The following is a 19,893-nucleotide window of genomic DNA, read 5'->3' on the forward strand; positions in this document are numbered from 1 at the left end:
TGGCTTTACAATCACAAGGCCGGTCAAGACCGGCCCGGATGATTATAATACAGCAGATATCAAAATGACTACGAATTCGTATTACTCAGTAGGTACTTTGATTTCGCCGCTGATGATTTTTTCTTTGTATTCGTCAACTTTAGCCAGAACTTCTGGTGATACATTTTTACTGGAAGTGTCCGCAATGCCAACGCCGTTTTCTTTCAGCGTCAGATTCTCAGATCCACCCGCGAATGTACCGTCAACAACTTCTTTATTCACGCGTTTAACCGCTTCGTCTACTTTTTTGATCATGGAAGTCAGTGTCACTTCATCGCCAAATTCAAGGGATTGGTCTTTATCCACACCGATAACCCATACATCTTGACCTTGTTTTTTACGAGCAATCGCTTCATTGAACACGCCGTTACCTGTTGCACCGGAAGCGTGGAAAATGATGTCAACGCCTTTGTTGTACAATGTAGCTGCAGCTGCTTTACCCAAGTCAGGCTTGTCAAAAGCACCTGTGTAGTTAGAGATGAATTCAGCTTTAGGGTTTACTGCTTTAACCCCTTCTCTGAAACCAACTTCAAACTTTTTGATCAGTGGACTATCCATACCACCTACGAAACCAACTTTGTTTGTTTTAGTGCTAAGACCAGCAACAACACCAACAAGATAAGATCCTTCTTCTTCAGCGAACGTTACGGATTTCACGTTAGCTGCATCCACTACGCTGTCGATGATCGCCAGTTTAGAGTCAGGGTTTTGCTCTGCTACTGTTTTGATCGCATCAGCCAGTTGGAAACCAATACCCCAAGTGAGATCATATCCACCTTTAACAAATTCGTTCAAGTTTGGAATATATTCTTCATCGGATTTACTTTGCAGGTATTTAACTTTAGCACCTGTTTCAGTTTCGGTTGCTTGCAGTGCTTCCCAAGCCGATTGGTTAAAGGATTTGTCGTTCACGCCGCCTACGTCAGTAACCATACCGATTTGAACATCGGATTTGGCTTCAGTGGAAGTTCCACCATTGTCTCCTCCGGCATTTGTTTCTTCTTTTGGTTTGCTTCCGCATCCTGCGAGCATAACCGATACTGCCAGCAACATTACCAGAGACAGGCTAAGCATTTTTTTCATTTCTCTTTTTCCCCCTTAATAATATGTCCCTTTCAAATCTCGTCTGCATTGCACGGATCAACAGATATAAAGAACAGGTTAAAAGCGAAATGTTTCGCCAATGGCTCACTAAAAGCGCATTCTTTTGCTCGATGCATCTGTTCATCTGTCGAAAAGCCGAACATTATGACCCGAAAAGAAAAATTTAGGACTGGCCTACTAGAGGTGATTATACAATCAACCAGTGTTAAAATCCAGATGTATAATCACCAAAAAGCACTTATTTTTGTACTTTTTTTATTGAAAGCGCTTAATAATTTAACGTTTTAACACACTAACGTTACAACGATGTGATGTTATATAACAAAAATATCACACCACTTCTAAATTTTCGTAAAACCACTCTAATTCATTTGTATTATTATACCGTTCGTGTTTTATGTAATGCCATGCTGTGTTATTCACCAACGGCGCTCGCACTCTGCTATCACTTCCAGCTTTTGCGATAAGTTTAGGTTGTTCTTCCTAAGCCGTTTTTATTCTCCAGTCCGTAAAAAAAGCCGCCATAGGTACGGCGGCTTACTTCATACAGATTTAAGCGTTAATTTTACCTTTAGCTACAGTAGCCAAAGAGTTGAACGCATTGATGTCATTAACGGCCAGATCAGCCAGCATTTTGCGGTTCATGTCTACACCAGCAAGTTTCAATCCGTGGATCAATTTGTTGTAAGACAAACCGTTCATACGTGCTGCAGCATTGATACGAACGATCCACAGTCTGCGGAAGTTACGTTTTGTGTTGCGACGGTCACGGTATGCGTATACCAGGGATTTCATTACTTGCTCATTAGCTGTTTTAAAGATACGGTGTTTGGAACCGAAATAACCTCTTGCCAGTTTCAAAACCTTTTTATGACGACGACGTACTACAAAACCGCCTTTTACTCTTGCCATATTAAAGAACCTCCCAAATAAATATAAATGTATCCGTGGTATGTGTATGGCCGAAGCCAATCCCCCGTACGGAATCTACTATTTTGAATTAACCTTTCAGGTTAGCCAAACCTTGTTTCAAACGTCTAACGTCACCAGCAGCCATTACAGGGTTGCCGTTCAGAACGCGCTTAGCACGTTTGGATTTGTGAGAAAGCAAGTGGTTTTTGTGAGCTTTGTAACGAAGGACTTTACCGGAACCGGTAATTTTGAAGCGTCCTTTCAAACTGCTGTGTGTTTTCATTTTAGGCATGTTGTGTTTCCTCCTCCAATGTTATCAGGCTTTAGGAGCCAAGATCATAATCATACTGCGGCCTTCCAGTTTCGGTTGACGTTCAACGGTACAAAGTTCTGCAACTTCTACCTTAACGCGTTCCAAAATCCGTTGACCAATAGACGCATGTGCAATCTCACGTCCGCGATAACGAACGGAGCATTTCACTTTGTCGCCTTCTTTCAAAAACTTAACTACATTACGAAGCTTCGTTTGATAATCGTGCTCCTCAATATTGGAACGGAACCATACTTCTTTAATGTCAACAATTTTCTGGTTCTTACGGGCTTCTTTTTCTTTCTTTTGTTGCTCATAGCGGAATTTGCCATAGTCCATGATGCGGCACACCGGCGGTTTAGCCTGTGGGGCCACATTAACCAGGTCCAAGTTCAGGTCAATTGCCATTTGAAGTGCTTCACGAATGGGAGTGATCCCGATTTGTTCTCCTTCAGCTCCGACAAGGCGTACTTCCTTCGCCCGAATCTCGTCATTAATCATGTGATCTTTACTAATAACCGTCCACCTCCAGGTCATTTTGAATATCCTGTTACACAAAAATAAAAGGGATGCCGGTCAAGCTACCGACATCCCTGTAATCAACACAATTCTTCATGAGTATACACTTCATAAATTATTGGGATCGTTGACCAGCCAACGTATGTTGGTCAGGTGAGAAGTCGGACTTCTGCTTGTGATTCCATTTTGCTATTTGTTTAACGCACTTGAATACTATAACACCTGCCAACAAACATTGTCAACATACAAAACACTTTTTTTTCAAAACAGTGTGACAACATTCATAGCTAGGCAGAGGTTCACCAATTAATCGATCCAAAAGTTAGCCTTGTTTGCTCTGTACTTCGTCCAGGCGTACAACCCGTGTATGTTGCGTGTGGCTCCATTGTTTGTTGTTTTGCGTAAAGAACGCATAAAACGTAATTGGATACCATGACAACAAATAAATCGGGAAAAGAATCAGATACAGATACACTTTAGCAAACTTAACTTTTTCGAGCGCCATGGACAACAGAAACGTTAACACGTTCATGCCGATCGCTATGAAACCAACCCACAATGGGAAATATCCATAAATGTTAGCGATATGTGGGCCGTCCAATACGTAAATATCAATTGACATGACAGCCGTCAACAGGAAAGTGAGCAACACCACATACACATTGGCACCATATACAGCAAGGTCAAACTTCACGAGACTTCTTTCTTTAATGGACTGCCATAACAATGGGAAGAAGTATCTTCTTGCTACCGTAAAGTGCCCTTGCATCCAGCGCAAACGTTGTCTAGCTGAAGCTTTAAATGTTAATGGTTTCTCATCGAAAACTTTGGCATCATAGTTAAACACCGGATACACATTACGCTGTACACTTCGCATCGTAAACTCCAGGTCTTCTACAAGGCTTGTAGCGCCCCAGCCAATTTCTTTCAGCAGATTGGTTTCGAAGCACATCCCTGTACCGCCGAGGAAATTCGCCATGTTCAGGTTGTGACGAGACAACTGCCATAGACGGTTGATATACCAGTACGATACACCATAAGCCGCAGTGATCCATGAATCTTCAGGATTTTTCGTATCGATGTATCCCTGAATAACGCGTGCTCCATTGCACAAGTCATTGTTCATTTCGAGCAAGAAGTTTTGCTCAACCAGATTATCAGCATCAAGCATTACAACCGCATCATACTGACGCGGCAAATCCCACAGGTATTTAAGCATCCACTCGATGGCGTGCCCTTTACCTCTCAAGTCTGGATTCGTACGTACACATGCATTCCAACCATGCTGACGAACGATTTCTGCCGTGCTGTCTGTACAGTTGTCACAGATGACAAATACATCGTACAGATCTCTCGGATAATCCAGTTCCTTCAGGTTTTCCATCAACGCACCAATAACTTGTTCCTCATTGTGTGCAGCAACCAGCACAGCAAATGATTTTGTTGCAGGATAATTTTTCTTTTTCTTTTTCTTATACAGACCGAACAGCGAAAACGTGAATTGGTACACGGCAAGCAGTGCCAAAATGACCTGCAGCGTGACGAATATAGCGTCCAACATCGTTCTCTGTTACCCCCTTTTAGATAAAACCCAGATTACTTTAGCATTTTCTCTTCCTGATTCTGCATTTTATTTTTTTTGTAATTGCAGAATATGACCCTGTGCTTTTGTGTACTACGTCAGTCATTCAGACAATGTTTCAAATCATGGCTGCGGCCAGTTGGCTGCTTTATCGATTCTGTATTCTTTTCAGCAATTTGTCAAAACCCCAATTCCACTTTCTGAAGCAGAAATGTGAACTTTAAACGCTGAATAGCCACTCCGTGATGCCACAACCTCGCATTCATGCCTGATATATCTTATTTTCAGCCGTTTTCTTGATTTTTATTTCTAAAGTCCCTTCTTTTTGATGTGGCTTACTGCAACTGAACCGTCTCTCTACATCAAATAACGTAAATGGCCACCAAAAAGTTTAATCTAAAACTCACATTTTTTTACCTCATTTCAGCCATGTTGAATCATTGTATCTTTTTTAGCAGAATGAAGTCAAAAAAGACCATTGGTTTTTCATCCACTCTTTTACATGAATTTTACGTTCTTTACATGTCTTCTTCTTGAAAAGGACAACATTTAAAAATATGATAAACATATGCCTGAAATAACCTCAAGACCTTCAAAATCGGTTATATACTTAACAGGTGGTAAACCGACACGGGTAACTTCCCGGAAATACTGCCGTCCTCGGGACGGCCTGACTGGCAGGAGGCCAATATGAGCCGTTTTTTCTTAAAGTTTCAAAAGTACGATCGTAATGTGTTTATGTGGATTAACGGCCGGCTTCATAATCGTTTTATGAATTTCTGGCTGTACTATTTCACCCATCTTGGTGGAGCAACTTCTTCCATTGCAGTATCTTTGTTAATCTGGCTACTGGCCCCGGCTCCATGGAGTACGACTGGACTTCAAGCCTGTATCGCATTAGCGGTAAGTCATATTCCTGTAGCCATTGCCAAAAAATTGTATCCTCGCATTCGACCTTATCTGGCCTTGCCTGATACAATAACGTTTCGCAACCCACTGACAGATCATTCGTTTCCGTCGGGGCATACAACCGCTATTTTTTCGGTCACAGTACCCTTTATGACTACTGAGCCGTTTCTATTGCTGACTTTGCTTCCTGTGGCCCTTATTGTCGGATTCTCTCGAATCTATCTGGGGCTACACTATCCGTCCGATGTTTTGGCAGGAGCCACAATCGGTACTTTAGTCGCACTTGCTACAGTTGCATTCTGGACTTAAAGCCGATATGTTAGACTCAGGAAAACCTAGCAGGAACAGGTGAAGCAAGCGTGGAGAAAAAAAGAATCTTACTATTATCTGAGGGCTTTGGCGCAGGGCATACCCAAGCTGCTTATGCATTGTCCAGCCACTTACGAAAACTGTCGCCGAATATCCAGACCAAAGTGCTTGAACTCGGAAGCTTTCTTAACCCGAAAGTAGCACCACTTATCCTTAATGCATACAAAAGAACGGTGACCAATCAACCCAAACTTGTTGGATACATGTACAGACAGCAATATAAAAAGCCATTGAATCGGTTAACAACTCTTGCACTGCACAAAGTGTTTTACACCCATACCCGCAGTGTGGTGCGTCAGTTGCATCCGGATGCTATTGTCTGCACGCATCCCATTCCAAGTGCGGTTATATCCAGGTTAAAGCGGTTAGGTACGAAGGTGCCTTTATGTAACGTTTTAACGGATTATGATGCACATGGTACATGGATTAGTCCTGAAGTGGATCTGTATCTCGTCTCCTCAGACGAAGTTAAATCCAAGTTGATGCAACGAGGCGTATCCGTAGAGAAAATCAAAGTAACCGGTATCCCGGTGCACCCAAACTTCTGGGAGCATCCCGTGCACGACGAGATCCGATCCGGATTCAACCTTAAAAAAATGCCTACCGTGCTTGTGATGGGCGGTGGTTGGGGAATGCTCAGTGACAAAGTTGTTCACCAATTGTTAGCACGCTGGCATGAAGATATCCAGATTATTTTCTGTCTCGGACGTAATGACAAAATTCGGATTAGCATGGAACAGGACCCACTGTTCCAACAAGAAAATATCCACATTATCGGGTATACAACGGAAATTGATAAATTAATGGAAGTCTCTGATCTACTAATTACAAAACCAGGCGGAATGACTTGCAGTGAAGGTTTGGCAAAAGGTATTCCGATGCTGTTTCATAATCCGATCCCGGGTCAGGAGGAAGAGAATGTACATTATTTTACGGCCAGAGGATTGGGTGAACGGATTACCTCCCTTGATGTGGTTGTAAAGTGGATGAACAAACTGCTTCATCACTATCCTGAGGTGCTTGAGAAGCGAAAACGCCATCTGGCCGAGATAGCCAAAGTACATCCGATGGAAAGCGCGCAGTCTATTATGAATTTGTTACAGGATATGCGGCCTGTATCATCAGAGTCGACCCGTTTATAACCTTGTATAGTTAGAAAATCCCGTCCTTCTTGTCTCTTATAACGAAGAGAAAAGGTGCCTTCGAAGCTGAAGGCACCTTTTTTTCTTAAGTCTGCAGAATAATCACACTGCTTATTGTATACCAGCAGATTTCAGATACTCCTGCCATTGCTTTGTATACTCGGACTGAATTTTGTCCAGACCGGCTTGTTTTGCTTTTTCCATAAACGTATTCAAACCGCCCTCTACATCCGCAACAAGGCCTACGTTAAGTGGATACAGATATTGCTTCTCGACTTGCTCCAAAGCCGCTTTCTCAGCTTGATAAGGTGTCCAATCCTCGGCAAAACCAGTGAAGATATCCGGTTTTTTGATCTTATCAAGGTCTTTAAACATAGCAAGTACATCATCAAAGCTCTTGTCATACAGCATAAACTCCGGATTACGCCATGCCCAGCCATTCATGCCTTCACGCGGGAAACCATTGCTTTGTGCATCGCCAATCATATGATAGTATCCGTCTTTTACTTCAAAGTTTTTGCCTTCCACACCATACTCGGTCAGCCAGTTGTAACGTTTGTCGGTTACAAGCTTCTCGTAAAATTCCAGTGCTCTTTCCGGGTTTTTACTGCTTCGCGGAATAGCAAAACCGTTGTGAATCGGATGCACCGGCTGTGCAAAACCTTTCGCATTCGGATATGGGAAATATCCGAGCTTCCAGTCCGGGTGAGTGGACTGAACCTTGATCACATCAGAATTGAATTTGTTCGGATTCTCCCCAGCGAGAATGACAGCTGCTTTACCATTTTGCAACAGGGAATTGGATGTATCCTTCACATTCAGTACGTTTTTCGGGAAAAATCCTTTATCCATCCAGCGTTTGTATGTTTTCAGGTCTTGTAAATGCTGTGGTGATCCCCAATAGGACGTCACTGTTGATGGTGTATCATACATAATATCCAGGCCATATGGAAGCTGACCCGCCGTATTTACCAGCTTGGAAGTCAATTGACGAACACCATGGGTATGGTTTGCATTGCTGTCTGCAATCGGAATCATGTTGGGCTCATTCGCCTTGATGCCGTCCAGGTATGCTTCGAGCGTTTCCATCGATTCCGGCTTCGGCAGATTATACTTCTCACGCAGGTCTTCACGGTATGCAATACCTTCCGTTACGTATTCGATCCACGTGGATGGAACCGTGTAGATTTTATCGTTAATCTTAACCGCATTCCACATATCATCCGGGACATGAGATTTGAGCTTTGGTGTTTTTGCCAACAGTTCATCCAGCGGCAGGAAAGCACCTTTCTTCGCATAAGACTGGTAGTTCGTCCAGTCTGCTGTAAAGATTAAGTCAATCGGCTGTCCGGAAGACAGCAACAATTTATATTTTTGATCCCAGTCCGTCCAAGACGTAAAGTTGAATTTTACATTTACATTCAGATCGGCTTCAGCAAGCTTGTTAATCTCCGACTCAATCACAGGCAGGTCTTTCGGAGCATCTCCAAGCATGTAAAATTGCAGGGTTACTTTTTCGCCTTTATTATCCGTTGAGCCTCCCTGAGCATTACCTTGCGCATTCCCTCCAGAACCGCCACCGTTACACGCGGCCAGCACGCCAGCAAATAACATCAGAACAAGTACCATAGACAGGTGCCGAATCATTTTTTTACGCATATGCATCCTCCCTTTTTGTGTTAAACCTATATGTTAGCGCAGACCCGCTATGCATCAGACCATTCATATCCTCAGTAGCCTGACGTCCCCAGCGTGTATACGTTCTAACCTTTTACAGCTCCAATGGTGAGTCCTTTGACAAAATAACGTTGAACAAACGGATACAGGAATAAAATCGGGCCTGTTACGATAATCGCCATTGCCATCTTGGTCGACTCTGTTGGAACGTCTTGACTGAGCGTTACCCCCGTACCAATCGCCATCTGGTCAATGAAGGTAATCGTATTCATCGTGTTGTACAAATAAAATTGGAGCTGGTACATATCCGGGTTGTTGATAAACAAGGAAGATGTAAACCAGTCATTCCAATAACCCAGGGCAAGAAACAGTCCAACGGTTGCAATGCCCGGCATCGCCAGTTTTAACACAATGCTGAAATAGATCCGGAAATCGTTGGCACCGTCAATCTTCGCCGATTCGATCAGTTCATCCGGCACCGCGGAGCGAATAAAGTTTTTCATCAGAATGATCAGAAATGGTGTCATTAACCCTGGGAAAATGAGTACCGTATACGTATCCGTCAGATTGAAGTAGTTCGCCAGCATAATGTACCAGGGCACAAGACCTCCGCCAAACAACGTTGTGAAGTAAATGAAAAAGGAGAACGTGTTCCGGTATTTGAAATCTTTACGCTGGAGCACAAATCCCGCCATCGTGATAAAAAACAGGCCCAGTGTTGTTCCCACAACCGTTGTGAACACCGTAACGCCATACGCTTTGAGTACCTGTGTGGGGAATTTGAATACCATTTTGTAACCTTCCAGAGAGAAGTGTGTTGGAAAAAGATGATACCCATCCCGCACGATCGATTCGTTGCTGCTGAATGAACCTGACAAAATGAGCAGGAATGGCAGCAGACACATCAATGACAAAACAATGATGATACCATAGGCAATGAGCTGAAAAGCCAAGTTGAATTCCGAATCTTTGGCACGGGTCCGGGTCCGTATCCGTCTTTGGGTATGCGTTTGTGTGCTCATAGTTGTTCTCCCTTCTGCCCTATAGGCGTGCTTATTCTAGAACAAGGCGTAATCTTCGTTAATTTTGCGGATAATGTAGTTGACCGTCATGATGAGAATGAACCCGAATAATGATTGGTACAAGCCAGCTGCTGTTGCCATACCGATATCAAAGGTTACTTTCAGTGAACGATAGACATACGTATCAATAATATCTGTAGCGTTGTAGAGCACGCCGTTATTCCCGATCAATTGATAGAACAGGTCAAACTGTCCTTTCATGATGCTGCCAAGCGAGAATAACAGGAGAATGACAAACGTTGGTTTGAGCATTGGCACGGTGATGTACCAGATCCGCTGAAAGATGTTCGCCCCGTCAATGCGCGCCGCTTCATAATACTCGTCACTTATTCCCGTTATAGCGGCCAGATAGATGACCATGCTGTACCCGAGGTTTTTCCATAAGTAAAAGATAATGATCAGAAACACCCATATCCATGGTGTGTTGTAGATATCCACCGGCCCTGCCTCAAAACGTTTGAGCACGGTATTCACAAACCCAGATTCATAGTTAAACATGTTGTAAGCGATTACACTTAATAGAACAAAAGAGATAAAGTACGGCAGGAACATGACGGACTGGGTTATTTTTTTGAACAACTTGCCCCGAATTTCACTGAGCATGATCGCACAAAAGATCGCCAGACCGTTCCCCAGTATAATGAAAGCCAGGTTATACCCTACGGTATTGGTCGTAAGTTTCAACAGCATTCCCGATTGCCAGAGAAATTTAAAGTTGTCTAACCCGACAAAGGGGCTTCCGAATAATCCACCTGCAAAATCATAACTGGTAAATGCGTAGTAAATACCGACCATCGGAAAATACGAGTTAATGAGAAAAAAGATCAGCGTGGGTAGCAGCATCAGAAACATGATTTTGTTTTTGTTCAATTCTTTGAGCATGGCTCGATCCCTCCCAAAATGTAACGGTGAAGCTCTGAATTCATTGTAGACTGACTTCTTCGTTAATGAATACTGAAGCTTCCTCCCATTGGTGAACGATACTGCGAATTAAGAAGTGAACAAAATGTACTAATTATGAAATGAACGCATGTACGTTCACAAAAGTTGATATCGTGCATAACTTGAGCCGAATGAACAATCCCGCGAAAGTTGAACTTTATCTAGGGAAAAGGAACCAAAACGCTTGTCCACCATTGATGTAAACGCATACATATTATATAATTCAAGTTACCTTGTACTTCTGTTTTGCTACATATGAAATTCAGTACTTCTTATGAAAAATACATAAGTTCACTCATATCAGAAGGTTCGAGGGGGAAAAAGAATGCGCAAACGTTCAGAGGACAGCCAGAAAGTGTTCACGCGGATTCTGATCGGTATTATTATCAGCACTGCCGCAACGTTACTTGTGGCATCAGCCATTTTATACGTTAACTACAATCGAATTGCTCTCCGTCAAGTCTATCGTACCGATGTGAATAGCCTCACCCAGACCAGCCGTGAAGTGGCCAAAATGACGGAAAGTGCCAAGTCTCTCTCCTACCAGATTTATCAGGACTACACGATCTCTTCCTTAATGCTCTACTCTAAGCCCAGTATCTATCAGATCACTTCGGCCATGGAGCAACTCGATAATTACCGTATGTCTCTTCCTTTTATTGAATCCATCTATGTATATAACTCTAAAAGCAGTGAATTTTTTATCAGTTCCGACGGGGTTCGCAATGGGCAGCAGTCTATATCCGAGATCGATGATCAGGGAATCAAACATATTCTGGATCGTTTCCATGACTATAAACCGTTTGTACCTATTCCCCGAACATATAAGGTCGGCTCAACCGAAGCCAGTGAGGTGAATAGTTACACTTACCTGTGCTACGACACCATTAACGACAACGCCAAGCTCAATTACGCCGTTATCGTCAACATTAAGGATGACTGGCTTAGCCCCAATATGAATGCGGCAGACCAGCCTGGCAAAACATTCATCGTGAATGAACAAGGCGATTTGTTGTCCGATTTTGGTGATCGCCCGTTGCTTAACAATCTCGCAAACGAAACCTTCATGCGTCCAATCATGCAAGATACGGAGCATTCTGCTTATTTTACTGAGCAAGTGGATGGGGAAAACTCACTTATCACCTACACCGCCCCAGACAGTCTAGGATGGCGTTATGTGCGAATCACCCCCTATGACGTGATTACAGCCGATATTCGCGGTATGCGCACGCACACCCTGTTATTCTGCCTGGGGTTACTGGCCGCGGGTCTGATTCTCTCTTATCTTGTATCGCGCAAGCTATATCACCCGATTAACAACGTACTTGTCCGCATGCGTGTGATGGAAGCCGAACGCCGGGGTAGTCTGCACTTGCTCAGACAGGATTTTTTACGAGGTGCGCTGCAAGGACGGGAAACCGTAACCTGCAATATGCTGGAAGAGCGGATGAGGTTCTACGGTTCCCCCATTGATGTACATCAACCCTCAAGAATGGTGCTTTTGCGTATCGACCATTATACCGAATTTTGCGAGACTTATCGGGATGATACCAAGCTAGTCAAATACGCAATGATGAACATTTGCACCGAAACCGCAGATATTCACTATTATGTTGAAGCTGTGGATATGGGCGGTGACCTGATTACGCTTCTGTTTAATGAAAAATCGAAAAATGATTCTTTGTCAGAGAATGAGGCTTCGGCTTCGCATCAAATTGAGGAATTGCTACGTATGATGCAGGCTGCAGTCATGACCCATCTCAAATGCTCCATCTCCTGTACGCTGGGTCCAGAGGAAAATTCACTGGAGGAATGTATTGAAGGTTACGCTCGTTCCGCTGAAGCATCGCTGCATCGCCTGTTCATGGGGCCAGGTTGCTTGATTCATACCGCAAGTATTATGGCGTATCAGAGCAAAGAGTATACTTTTCCCGCAGGCAAAGAAAGACAGCTTGTGGAATGCTTAATGACCGGCAAAACTGAGGAAGCCAAGCTAATATATGCAGATATCGTGAGTGAGACGGCCGCTTATCCGTTCACCGTCTTTCAACTCGCTCTGTCCCATCTGACGATGACCCTTAATCATGTTCGCAATACCCTTAAGAAGAACAATCAACTTACACTGGATTCCGTTTCAGGCAGTTTGATGCTTCCAGTGAAAAATGCTGAGGATCTCAGCGAGGTGCATGAACATTTTTATCGGATGTTTGACGAACTCGGCTCCAAGGTGGAGGAAAAACGCACACTCAAGCATGAGGAACTCATTCGGAGAATCAACGATATTGTTGAACGGGATTATGCTGACCCGAATCTGTGCTTGACCTCAATCGCAGAGGAATTAAGCATGTCGCCAATCTACGTCAGCAGGTTATATAAACAGCTCACATTGAAAGGACTTACAGATGTCATTAATGAGACACGCATTGCTAAAGCACAACATATGCTCGTGCAGACCGAAAATTCCGTTGCAGATATCGCCGAGCGAACCGGTTTTACCAACAGTTCTTATTTTTATCGGATGTTTAAAAAGTTGAACGGCGTAACCCCTAACGATTATCGCCGTAAAGAACTTCATTCTGAGCATCTGTAACCTCTGTTTATGTTTATAAAAGAAAAAGAGCGGTACCTTGGAGCAATGCATTTGCCCTTGGATACCGCCCTTTTTATGCTTCGTCCTGATCTTCACCAGACTCGTCTGTCGCTTCACGCACTTTGTACTTATCCAGACGCATTTCATTGTACTCTCGTAAAGCCTCTTCTCCTACAATCACTTCGACCCGATGAATGTTCATGCCTTTACCCATGAATTTTTGTTCATACTCGGTCATGACATGCTCTTCATTCAAACCCTCACGGTGCAGGTTCAGAGACAAATTCGTCATCTGCAAGCCAAAATCAGCGATTGAGTTCAGGGAGAACTCAAACAACGTTTCTGAATCCGTTTTAAAATGGATCTGTCCTTTGGGATTCAGCAACTCAATGTATTTTTTCAAGAAGCGTGGGTGTGTCAACCGGCGGCGTGCATGTTTCGCTTTTGGCCACGGATCACTAAAATTCAAATAAATGCGTTCCAGTTCCTTCGGATCAAACACCTCTTCGATCTGTTCGATGTTCGCAAGCGCCAGCTTCAAGTTCGGGGGTGTCTCTACCTCAGCTTGACTCCAGGCGTTACGCGCCTTCTCACTGGCACGACGAACGAGCTCATCATACATATCGATACCGATAAAATTATATTGTGGATATTTATAACTCATTTGGCTGATAAATTGACCTTTACCCATGCCAAACTCGACAAAGATCGGATGATCATTGCCGAACAGCTCCGCCCACTTGCCTTTGTATTGCTTTGGCTCCAGTACAACAAGATCCTCTTGTTGCTCCAGATTTTCTCTAATGCCTTTTCTACCACGTAAACGCATGTTATTCCTCCGTTTGTCCATACTTGTCCTAAACTCATTTTGCCCAAGAACCGGCAAATTGTAAAGAGCAATGAAAAAGGAATCTCCGGACCTGCCACGTTGGGCAAATCTCAAAGATTCCCTTCTCGATTTATTTGGAATTGGGGTCCAACTACTTTAGTAGTTCATAGTCTACCTTATCTTGGTGTGAAAAATCAAATGTCTTTTCGAAAGCATCGCGAACTTTTTGTCTTGCAGCCGCTTTCACTTTCGGATTTCCATTAAAACGAACGCCTGTCAGGGCCAGCGCCTCTTCTGCCGTCAGTTCAACAGATACATGCTGGAATTCGTTATTTTTAACTTGGGAATTCATTCATATCACCTCACGGTATAGTATGATCCATGACGTCAACATTCATTCAAATGCCACGATGAAAACTACTCACTGGATGGTGTCTGACGCTGATTTAAATATAACACAAGGTGTAAACTACATCAAGTAAAAAACCTTGATTTGACGGTCTTTTTTTTCGTTTGCATTCCCCTTTTTTTCGGATTTTTGGTACAATAAATGACGAAAACCGCACAGCATCTGCATACCCTGCTCAGGTATGATATTACAGAATAAGAAATGAACCAAAAAAGGACTACATTTTAAGCCATAGACCTCAAAGGAGTACCTTGAAAATGAATGCACCAGCTACACAAGCGCCACTAATGTGGGGGGATAAACGGTTCCATACCTGGAATTATGAAATGCGAGATCAATTTAACAACAAAGTATTTAAAGTGATGCTGGATGCCGGGTTCACTTGCCCGAATCGGGATGGCTCCATTGCCAAAGGGGGCTGTACCTTCTGCAGTGCAAGGGGTTCAGGTGATTTTGCAGGAAGCAGACGTGAAGACCTCGTCAGCCAATTCAATACGATTCGCGACAGGCAGCATCTGAAATGGCCTTCGGCTCACTATATCGGTTATTTTCAGGCGTACACCAACACCTATGCACCAGTCGAAGAACTGCGTGAATACTTTGAAGAGATCTTACAACAGCCCGGCGTTGTCGGTTTATCCATTGCTACTCGCCCGGACTGTTTACCGGATGACGTTGTGGAGTATTTGGCAGAGCTTAATCAGCGAACCTATTTATGGGTAGAGATGGGACTGCAGACGATTCATGATTCCACTTCGAATTTGATCAACCGTGCACATGATACGTCGTGTTATGAAGAAGCGGTAGAAAAGCTACGTAAACACAATATTCGAGTCTGCACGCACATTATCTATGGCTTGCCGCAAGAAACCCACGAAATGATGCTGGATACCGGTCGCGCGGTGGCAAATATGGACGTGCAGGGCATTAAGATTCATCTGCTTCATCTCATGCGCAAAACGCCGATGGTTAAGCAATATGAAGCGGGTCTGCTTCGTTTCCTTGGACAGGATGAGTATATCAAGCTAATTGTAGATACCCTCGAGATGCTCCCACCGGAAATGATTGTACATCGTCTTACAGGAGATGCCCCGCGCGACCTGCTTATTGGCCCCATGTGGTCATTGAACAAATGGGAAGTTCTGAATTCCATCGACCGAGAACTGCGTGAACGCGATACATGGCAGGGTAAGTATTGGAGGGAGGCATAAATGGGCTTTCTATCGGTTCTCAGCTGTGCACATCAATGGATTGGTTCTCGGCTCCAGCCAGGAGATTTCGCCATTGATGCCACGGTGGGCACAGGTGCTGATACCTTGTTTCTCGCAAAGCAGGTAGGCCAGCGTGGTCAGGTCATCGGATTTGATATTCAAAACGAAGCGCTAACACTGGCTCAGGCCAGGATTCGAAAGCAATCTGAAAGCAGCAAACTCGGCTCTATTTCCATGATGGAATTAAGCCATGCACGCATGGCCGAAGCCGTACCGGGCGCCTGGATTGGTAAAGTAGGAGCTATTATGTTTAATCTGGGTTACTTACCGGCTGAAGGGGCAGATGCTTCTATAATGACAGAAACAACCAGCACAATCACAGCACTTGAAGCTGCTATAAAGTTATTGCGTCCACGCGGTATAATTACTGTCGTGTTATATCCGGGTCACGAAGGTGGCGATCAGGAAGCTGATGCTGTATCTACATGGGCAACCGCTTTACCTGTCGAACAGGCTCAGGTTGTGATGTACCGCCAGTTGCAACGTCAAACTTCACCTTATTTAATCGGCATTGAAAAAAAATAAAAAATAATTCTCTTTGTTCACCAAATGAAATACACTGAACACATCGACTGGACAAGCCTTTGCTGGTTCACTCAACATCGCAGTTACCACCTACATGGTGCAACTGTATTCTGCACATGTTCATCTACATCTGCATATGCCGATCGTTAGAGGGGCCTGAACTGGTTAAAGCGAATCACCATTTCATATACTAGAGGAGAGATATCCATGTCTACGCCATACCCGCTTCAATTCCAACCCGAATTCAAAGAACGTGTGTGGGGAGGCCGAGCGCTCGAGCAATTTGGCCTAACACCCCCTGAAGGACATATTGGTGAAGGCTGGATGATTGCAGATCACGCCAATGGTACGACCAAGGTAATAAATGGACCACTCGCTGGCAAAGGACTTGATGAGGTTCGTGAACAACTCGGAACAGCCTGGCTGGGAACCAAAGGTGTTTCTGAAAAAGGCGGACGCTTTCCTCTGCTAATCAAACTGCTTGATTGTAACGATGACCTATCCGTTCAGGTTCATCCTACAGATGATTACAAGGCTCTTCCTCCAGGTGAACTGGGTAAAACCGAAATGTGGTACGTACTCGACGCCAAACCCGGCGCCCATATTATTTACGGACTTAATGAAGGTGTAGATCGTGAGGGGTTGAGACAGGCGCTGGAGAATGGCACTGTTATGGATACCCTTCGTCAAGTGCCTGTAGAAGCAGGAGATACATTCTTCATCCCTGCTGGAACGGTGCATGCTCTCTGCGCCGGTGTAGTTGTAGCAGAAATACAGCAAAATTCAGATACAACGTACCGGATCTATGATTACAACCGACCTGGACTGGACGGCAAGCCACGTGAACTACATGTAGAAGATTCCTTAAATGTCACGGCCTATGAAGGCGCCGGAGCCACAACAATGAAAACCAGCAATACAGTACCTGGTGAATGGCTCCAGCTTGCTTCTTGTCCTTACTTTGTAGTAGAGAAAGGCGTGGTGACTGAACGTTGGGATTTATCTACGACACCGGACAGCTTTACCATTCTTGTTGTATGTGAAGGTGAGGGTGCGCTTGAATGGAGTGGTTCTGAGGAAGGCGAGCAGCTGACATTGAAAGCAGGTCAATGTTATCTTTTGCCGGCTAATCTGGGTAACTATACATTAAGTGGCAATACAACCGTTCTTCGATCCTATCTTCCTTAAGTTTGTCACCGATAACCTGTGAAGGAGGAATTACACGAGATGCAGGAATCTACCTTTACGCTGATGGGCAATGAAGGTACCCGTGTTCATGTATACTGCTGGCTTCCCGATCCGGACGAACACATCCAAGGCGTTGTACAGATCGCGCATGGAATGGGCGAAACCGCAGCGCGTTATGCCGAATTTGCGGGTTATCTTACGAAACACGGCTTTGCTGTGTATGCTAATGACCATCGGGGTCATGGCAGAACGGTGGAGAGCACCGAAGCACTGGGTGATGCAGGTGTGGACGCATTTCGCTGGATGGCTAAAGATATGGTCAATCTGGGCGAGCTAGTTGCCAAAGAACATCCAGATGTCCCTCTGTTCCTTATGGGGCACAGTATGGGTTCTTTTTTGGTACAGCACCTCATGTATGCGGGACATGAGAGATACCACGCGTTTGTGCTGTCCGGTACAAACGGCAAACGAGGCTTGCTTCGGTTTGGAGAAAAACTGGCTCTACTCCAGTGCGGCATTCAAGGTGACAATCATCGAAGCCTGTTACTGAATGCCATTGTATTTGGCGGATTTAACCGTGCTTTCCGGCCAGCCACAACCCCCTTTGACTGGTTATCTCGTGACCGGCAGGAAGTACAGCGATTCATCGATGACCCAATGTGTGGAGCGATATGTACCGCTGGTTTTTTTCGAGATTTCTTTAAACTGTTACTCGAAATCCATCTTCCTCAGCATATGGAACGTATCCCGAAACACAAGCCGGTTCTTCTGTTCTCTGGTGAACTAGATCCTGTCGGACTTCGGGGCAAAGGTGTGCTTAACCTATACTCTCAGTATCAGAAGCTTGGACTTCAAGATGTAGAATATCATCTTTATCCAGGCGGACGGCATGAGATGCTCCATGAGACCAATCGTAACGAAGTGGCTCATGATGTCCTGAGTTGGTTAAAACGTCATATGCCGACAATCGAGCAGCAACATACACAAAATAGTAGTCAACAAGATGCCGATACCGTTCCGTCTTTTGAAATTCAATCGAATCAGACGGCTTTGATGTAAGAAATCTATTTCTGATTCTATTCCGATTCAAATGTGAGCAAAAACCCCCTGAACGAGCACAGTATGTAATGTGCTCATTCAGGGGGTTTTATTCTAGTGAAGTATCTCAGATTTCATAGGATGAGAAATAAAGTCCAATGCTAATCTCAGAAGTCATTAACCTTCAATCAACAATGATTCTGGATCTTCAAGCAATTCTTTGACAGTCACCAGGAATCGTACGGCTTCGCTTCCATCAATAATCCGGTGATCGTAGGACAAGGCGATGTACATCATTGGACGGTTTTCCATCCGTTCAGCATCAATCGCTACTGGACGAAGCTGAATTTTGTGCATCCCGAGAATACCTACCTGAGGAGTATTCAAGATTGGTGTAGACAATAGGGAGCCAAAGGTTCCGCCATTCGTAATCGTAAAGGTTCCGCCTTGCAGATCAGACAATGCCAGCGTATTCGAACGCGCTTTGGACGCCAGGTCTGCAATGCTTCTTTCGATTTCGGCAAAGCCCAGACGGTCAGCATCACGTACAACCGGAACAACCAGACCTTCTTTGGCAGATACCGCAATACCGATATCGTAGAATTTTTTCAACACAACGTCTTCGCCATCAATCTCTGCGTTAATCGTTGGGAATTTTTTAAGTGCACCGACAACCGCTTTGGTAAAGAAAGACATGAAGCCCAGGTTAATATCATGCTTCTCTTTGAACTTGTCCTTCCGACGTTTACGAACGTCCATGATCGCTGTCATGTCAACCTCATTGAACGTGGTCAACATCGCTGCGGTCTGCTGTGCTTCAACCAAACGCTTCGCAATGGTTGCCCGGCGACGGGACATACGCTGACGCTCTACAGGCTTGGCAAAAGTTGCGCCGCTGGCTGCTGGAGCACTAGGTGCGGAAGCAGGAGCTTTAGCTGCTGGTGGTGCCACTGGAGTGGATGGCTGACTTCCATGGCTTTTCACATCATCCTGATATACGCGGCCAATCGGATCTTTGCTCTGTACTTGATCCAACTCAATCCCACGCTCACGAGCAAGCTTGCGTGCAGAAGGAGACGCTGTTTTGTTGCTATCGGATGACTCTGGTGGTGCCGCAACAGCAGCCGGTGCTACTGGAGCTTCCGGAGCTGGTGCAGAAGTGGGTTTGGATTCAGCCGCTGCCGGTTCGGAAGCAGCCGGAGCGTTTCCGCCCCCTGCTCCAGCCGAAAGTGTACCGATCGTTTCACCGATAACTACCGTCTCGCCTTCTTGACGAATGATTTTCTCGAGCACACCGCTCTCCTCAGCACTGATCTCGATGTTGACTTTATCGGTCTCCAGTTCAAGCAGAACATCACCCTGATTAACGGTGTCTCCTTCTTTGACCATCCATCTGGATACCGTTCCCTCAGTTATTGACTCACCCATTGCAGGTACTTTAATTTCACTCACAGCT

The 19,893-nt window shown here is 44.6% G+C and carries 18 protein-coding genes; 7 read left to right on the forward strand and 11 right to left on the reverse strand.

What is annotated here, in order from left to right; translation table 11 throughout:
* Positions 1–81: 81 nt before the first annotated feature.
* From H7T88_RS03150 to H7T88_RS03170, 5 genes are all read right to left on the reverse strand, one after another.
* Complete coding sequence (locus H7T88_RS03150) at positions 82–1,122, reverse strand: BMP family lipoprotein (RefSeq protein WP_090922194.1); 1,041 nt, start codon at positions 1,120–1,122, stop codon at positions 82–84.
* A 573-nt stretch (positions 1,123–1,695) separates the two neighbouring features.
* Positions 1,696–2,055: a 50S ribosomal protein L20 gene (gene rplT, locus H7T88_RS03155; protein WP_017689664.1), complete on the reverse strand. Its 360-nt coding sequence runs from the start codon at positions 2,053–2,055 to the stop codon at positions 1,696–1,698.
* A gap of 88 nt (positions 2,056–2,143) precedes the next feature.
* A complete protein-coding gene (rpmI, locus tag H7T88_RS03160; RefSeq protein WP_017689665.1) occupies positions 2,144–2,347 on the reverse strand; it encodes a 50S ribosomal protein L35 in 204 nt (67 codons plus the stop codon).
* 24 nt (positions 2,348–2,371) lie between these two features.
* Positions 2,372–2,866, reverse strand: coding sequence for a translation initiation factor IF-3 (gene infC, locus H7T88_RS03165; RefSeq protein WP_139168915.1), 495 nt, complete (start codon positions 2,864–2,866; stop codon positions 2,372–2,374).
* A gap of 340 nt (positions 2,867–3,206) precedes the next feature.
* Positions 3,207–4,445, reverse strand: coding sequence for a glycosyltransferase family 2 protein (locus H7T88_RS03170; protein ID WP_090922190.1), 1,239 nt, complete (start codon positions 4,443–4,445; stop codon positions 3,207–3,209).
* A 711-nt stretch (positions 4,446–5,156) separates the two neighbouring features.
* Here H7T88_RS03170 and H7T88_RS03175 point away from each other — a divergent pair.
* Positions 5,157–5,684, forward strand: coding sequence for a phosphatase PAP2 family protein (locus tag H7T88_RS03175; protein WP_090922188.1), 528 nt, complete (start codon positions 5,157–5,159; stop codon positions 5,682–5,684).
* 50 nt (positions 5,685–5,734) lie between these two features.
* Positions 5,735–6,886, forward strand: a complete 1,152-nt coding sequence (locus H7T88_RS03180; RefSeq protein WP_221786827.1) for an MGDG synthase family glycosyltransferase — start codon at positions 5,735–5,737, stop codon at positions 6,884–6,886.
* A 111-nt stretch (positions 6,887–6,997) separates the two neighbouring features.
* On the opposite strand, the gene H7T88_RS03185 is transcribed toward H7T88_RS03180, so the two are convergent.
* The 3 genes from H7T88_RS03185 to H7T88_RS03195 form a co-directional block, all read right to left on the reverse strand.
* A complete protein-coding gene (locus H7T88_RS03185) occupies positions 6,998–8,551 on the reverse strand; it encodes an ABC transporter substrate-binding protein (protein ID WP_221786828.1) in 1,554 nt (517 codons plus the stop codon).
* Positions 8,552–8,649: 98 nt separating this feature from the next.
* The gene (locus H7T88_RS03190; protein ID WP_244159348.1) at positions 8,650–9,585 is read right to left on the reverse strand and encodes a carbohydrate ABC transporter permease; all 936 of its coding nucleotides are present in this window, start codon (positions 9,583–9,585) and stop codon (positions 8,650–8,652) included.
* Between the two features lie 36 nt (positions 9,586–9,621).
* On the reverse strand, positions 9,622–10,527 hold the full coding sequence (locus H7T88_RS03195; RefSeq protein WP_090922181.1) for an ABC transporter permease: 906 nt from the start codon (positions 10,525–10,527) through the stop codon (positions 9,622–9,624).
* Positions 10,528–10,912: 385 nt separating this feature from the next.
* Between H7T88_RS03195 and H7T88_RS03200 the strand changes: the two genes are divergently transcribed.
* Positions 10,913–13,177: an AraC family transcriptional regulator gene (locus H7T88_RS03200; RefSeq protein ID WP_221786829.1), complete on the forward strand. Its 2,265-nt coding sequence runs from the start codon at positions 10,913–10,915 to the stop codon at positions 13,175–13,177.
* 73 nt (positions 13,178–13,250) lie between these two features.
* Here the strand turns inward: H7T88_RS03200 and trmB are convergent, their stop codons facing one another.
* Both trmB and H7T88_RS03210 read right to left on the reverse strand, forming a co-directional pair.
* Entirely contained in the window at positions 13,251–14,006 is a 756-nt protein-coding gene (gene trmB / locus H7T88_RS03205) for a tRNA (guanosine(46)-N7)-methyltransferase TrmB (RefSeq protein ID WP_221786830.1), read from the reverse strand.
* Positions 14,007–14,157: 151 nt separating this feature from the next.
* Entirely contained in the window at positions 14,158–14,358 is a 201-nt protein-coding gene (locus H7T88_RS03210) for a hypothetical protein (protein WP_090922175.1), read from the reverse strand.
* Positions 14,359–14,672: 314 nt separating this feature from the next.
* Here H7T88_RS03210 and mnmL point away from each other — a divergent pair, with 314 nt between their 5' ends.
* From mnmL to H7T88_RS03230, 4 genes are all read left to right on the forward strand, one after another.
* A complete protein-coding gene (mnmL, locus tag H7T88_RS03215; RefSeq protein ID WP_154982991.1) occupies positions 14,673–15,626 on the forward strand; it encodes a tRNA modification radical SAM protein MnmL/YtqA in 954 nt (317 codons plus the stop codon).
* Complete coding sequence (mnmM, locus tag H7T88_RS03220; protein WP_154886928.1) at positions 15,627–16,211, forward strand: tRNA 5-(aminomethyl)-2-thiouridylate-methyltransferase MnmM; 585 nt, start codon at positions 15,627–15,629, stop codon at positions 16,209–16,211.
* 207 nt (positions 16,212–16,418) lie between these two features.
* Positions 16,419–17,399 carry a type I phosphomannose isomerase catalytic subunit gene (locus H7T88_RS03225; protein ID WP_221786831.1) on the forward strand — a complete coding sequence of 327 codons (981 nt, stop codon included), beginning with the start codon at positions 16,419–16,421 and terminating at the stop codon, positions 17,397–17,399.
* 39 nt (positions 17,400–17,438) lie between these two features.
* Positions 17,439–18,458, forward strand: a complete 1,020-nt coding sequence (locus H7T88_RS03230) for an alpha/beta fold hydrolase (protein WP_090922167.1) — start codon at positions 17,439–17,441, stop codon at positions 18,456–18,458.
* Between the two features lie 156 nt (positions 18,459–18,614).
* Here the strand turns inward: H7T88_RS03230 and odhB are convergent, their stop codons facing one another.
* Positions 18,615–19,889, reverse strand: a complete 1,275-nt coding sequence (gene odhB / locus H7T88_RS03235) for a 2-oxoglutarate dehydrogenase complex dihydrolipoyllysine-residue succinyltransferase (RefSeq protein WP_221786832.1) — start codon at positions 19,887–19,889, stop codon at positions 18,615–18,617.
* Positions 19,890–19,893: the final 4 nt, after the last annotated feature.

Origin of the sequence: Paenibacillus cucumis (ex Kampfer et al. 2016), from assembly GCF_019748695.1 — a bacterium.
GTDB lineage: Bacteria > Bacillota > Bacilli > Paenibacillales > Paenibacillaceae > Paenibacillus > Paenibacillus polysaccharolyticus.